This window comes from Aliarcobacter sp. (genome assembly GCF_041672065.1).
In the GTDB taxonomy this organism is placed as follows: domain Bacteria; phylum Campylobacterota; class Campylobacteria; order Campylobacterales; family Arcobacteraceae; genus Aliarcobacter; species Aliarcobacter skirrowii.
Map to the genome: position 1 here is coordinate 1 of NZ_JBAZAH010000089.1, position 3267 is coordinate 3267.

4 protein-coding genes are annotated in these 3267 nt (G+C 26.3%); 1 reads left to right on the forward strand and 3 read right to left on the reverse strand.

Going from position 1 to position 3267, the window contains the following annotated elements; genetic code table 11:
• Nucleotides 1-161: 161 nt before the first annotated feature.
• A complete protein-coding gene (locus tag WC168_RS09420) occupies nucleotides 162-554 on the forward strand; it encodes a hypothetical protein (protein WP_066161235.1) in 393 nt (130 codons plus the stop codon).
• Here the strand turns inward: WC168_RS09420 and WC168_RS09425 are convergent.
• The 3 genes from WC168_RS09425 to WC168_RS09435 all read right to left on the reverse strand — a co-directional run.
• Nucleotides 551-1495: a tetraacyldisaccharide 4'-kinase gene (locus WC168_RS09425; protein ID WP_372618895.1), complete on the reverse strand. Its 945-nt coding sequence runs from the start codon at nucleotides 1493-1495 to the stop codon at nucleotides 551-553. The two genes, WC168_RS09420 and WC168_RS09425, sit on opposite strands and share 4 nt — an antisense overlap.
• A gap of 1 nt (nucleotide 1496) precedes the next feature.
• Nucleotides 1497-2633 (reverse strand): DegT/DnrJ/EryC1/StrS aminotransferase family protein, encoded by a 1137-nt coding sequence (locus WC168_RS09430; protein ID WP_279135384.1) that lies wholly within the window; start codon nucleotides 2631-2633, stop codon nucleotides 1497-1499.
• A gap of 14 nt (nucleotides 2634-2647) precedes the next feature.
• On the reverse strand, nucleotides 2648-3267 hold a 620-nt coding region (locus WC168_RS09435; RefSeq protein ID WP_372618897.1), incomplete at its 5' end, for an NAD+ synthase.

Here is a 3267-nt window from a genome sequence, read left to right on the forward strand (position 1 = left end):
TCCTTTTTATAAATATTTCAAAATATATTAAATAAAAAAGATTATATTATCTTATTTCTTTAATACCCAAATATTCGATATTTCTAAAGAGTATTTTCTTAGATTTAAAACTTTAATATGATAAAATTATATTTTATAAATATAATTTTCAAGGTGTTTTTGTGTCAATTTTTGCTTTACAATCAATCGCAGGTGGATTTTTAGATGAAGATCTACAACATTTTAATAAAAAATTTGATGATTGGTGTATATCATTTGATACTTATGAAGATGCTATGGATGTTGTAAAAACACTTAATAATAAAGAGAATATAGATATTGTAGAGATAACTCCTCTTAGTTATCCTAGATACTTTTTTAGAGAACTTCAAGGAACTGTTTATGCAACAAGACAGATTGAAGATAAGATTATTTGTGTAATAGAGCCTTTTGTTGGCTCTAATTTTAGAATAGCAATATGCGATTTAAAAACAAAAAATGTAAGATTTACAAAAACTCACTATAAAACTGTTCCAAGTGTTGAGGGTGTTTTTGCAAACTTTAAAGATATTTAATTATAACTTTTTATATAGTTTTTTAAAGCTGTAAAATCAACTTTTTGACTAATTTTTATACTTAAATCCATAATATATAGATTTTTTAAATTAAACTTTTCAAGTTTTACAAAATCTTTTTGTGTTGTTACAATTGCAAAATCTCTATGGTTATTCAAAATATTATCTATCTCATCTTTTGTAAAGTTATGATGATCTTCAAAAAATATTGTCTCTATATTTTTTGGTAAAAACTCTAAAAGTCTATTTGGTTTTGAAATTGCTGTTAAAAGAATAGTTTTTTTAGGAAGTTCTACTTCTTTATTCTCTTTTTTTATAGTTACAACTCTTTTAAAATCAATATCCTCTTTTAAAACCAGATTAGCTTTTTTATAAAAACTCTTTGGCTCTCTATAGGCTCCACTTGGTATTAAAAATGAGTTTGTAGGTTCATCTTTTGGTTTTAATAAAATATCAAATTTTTTAATACTATATTTTGAGAAACCATCATCCAAAAATACTATTTTACAGCCTAACTCTTTTGCTTTTTTTATAGCTTCTACTCTATCTTCACTTACTATTATTGTTGCATTTTTTAAAGTTGATGCTAAAAGCATAGCTTCATCACCACTTGTTTTTACATCAACTTTAATTTCACCTTTTAAACTAACTACAAAAAGCCCTTTAGACTCTCTTCCATAACCTCTTAAAATAACGCAAACATCTTTAAAATTTTTAGCTAACTCAATTGTTATTGGAGTTTTTCCACTTCCACCAATAGTTAAGTTTCCAACAGAGATAATTGGTATATTAAAATCTATTTTTGAAGCTTTTAATCTTTTAAATAAAATTACTAAAAGATATATAAAACTAAGTGGCAAAAGCAAATATGATAATATTTTTTGAAAACTATTTGGAAAAAAAAGATAGTTTTCAAGCCATAAAATAAGCTTTTGCTTCAAATTATATCCACTCTTTTGCTACATCAATAACTTGATCACAAATATAATTTACATCTTCATTGCTAAGTCCTGCATATATTGGCAAAGATAATATTTGTTGATAGTTATGCAAAGCATTTGGAAATGCTGTAATTTTTATTGAGTATTTACTTTTATAATAAGATAAAAGATGAAGTGGAATATAGTTTAATGCCGTTGAAACACCTTTTTCTTTTAAGGCTCTTGCAAAAGCATCTCTATTTCTTGATATTTTTATAATATATTGAGTATAAATATGCTCATTTTTATGAGGTAAAATAGTGATATGTTTAATATCTTTTAATCTCTCTTCATATAATTTTGCAATCTCTTTTCTTCTTTTTATAAAACCATCTGTTTTATTTAATTGAGCAATAGCATAAGCAGCATCTAGTTCAGAAATATCAAATTTATGTCCAATATCATCAACATCATAAATATAATCTAAGTTTCCATAACTATCATATGCTGTTGTAATTGCATGTGTTCTTAAAAGTTTTGCTCTACTAGCTATCTCTTCATTATTTGTAACTAAAACTCCTGAACGGCTAATTGCATATTTTGATGGAGATGGGTTTGTTGAAAATATTGTCATATCAGCACTTAAATTTCCAACTTTTTGACCCTTGTATGTAGTTCCTAATGCAGCTCTACAATCTTCTATTATTAAAATATTGTATTTTTTTGCTATTTCATAAATTTTGTCTAAATTTGGAGCAAGTCCACCAATAAAAGTGATAATCGCTGCTCTTAATTTTTTCGATTTATTTGCAATAATTGCCTCTTCAAACTTCTCTATATCTAAATTCATATCCTCTAAATTTATATCTACAAATATAGGTTCTGCATCAAAATGTCTTACAGTTTCTGGTAAGTTTACAAAAGAGTTTACAGACATTAAAACCTTATCACCTCTTTTTAATCTCATAGAACTAAGAGCTAAATGAAGAGCAGCTGTTGAAGTTGCTGTTGCAATAGCATACTTTGCTCCAATATATTTAACCATCTTCTCTTCAAACTCTAAAACTTTTGATAAATCATCTTTAGCTTGAAGAACTGACTTTAGCTGATCAATCTCCTCATTATCCAAAGTTGCTTTATATATTGCAATATTTCTCATCTTTACCTCAATTTCTATATTTTAGCAATAATTGGCAATCTTCTTTTGAATTCGTTTATCTTTACTCTTTTTTTAATATTCTCAATAAATTTATCTTCAAATCCAAAATCCAAAAGCTCATCATTGCTTCTATTCTCATCTATCATCTTTTTTAATAAAGAGTCAATTTTAGCATAACTATATCCCAAATCAGCCTCATCACTTTGACCTTCATAAAAATCAGCGCTAGGTGCTTTTTTTACTATACTATCATTCACACCTAAATATTTTGCAAACTCAAACAGATCACTTTTATAAATATCTCCTATTGGATTAATTGCACAAGCCAAATCTCCAAAAATAGTTCCATATCCTAAGAGTAATTCACTCTTATTTGAAGTTCCAATAACCAAAGAGTTTTCTCTTGCACTAATATCATATAAAACTGACATTCTTAATCTTGCACTAAAATTTCCTATTCTAAGGCTATTTTCTTCCATATTTTTTAAATATGCACTTAACATTGGCTCAATTGAAACAATCTCATATTTTATATCAAACTTTTTACAAAGCTCTACTGCATCTTCAACAGAGGCTTTAGATGAGTATTGTGATGGCATTAAAACGCAATTTAAATTATCTTTAAATGCCTCTT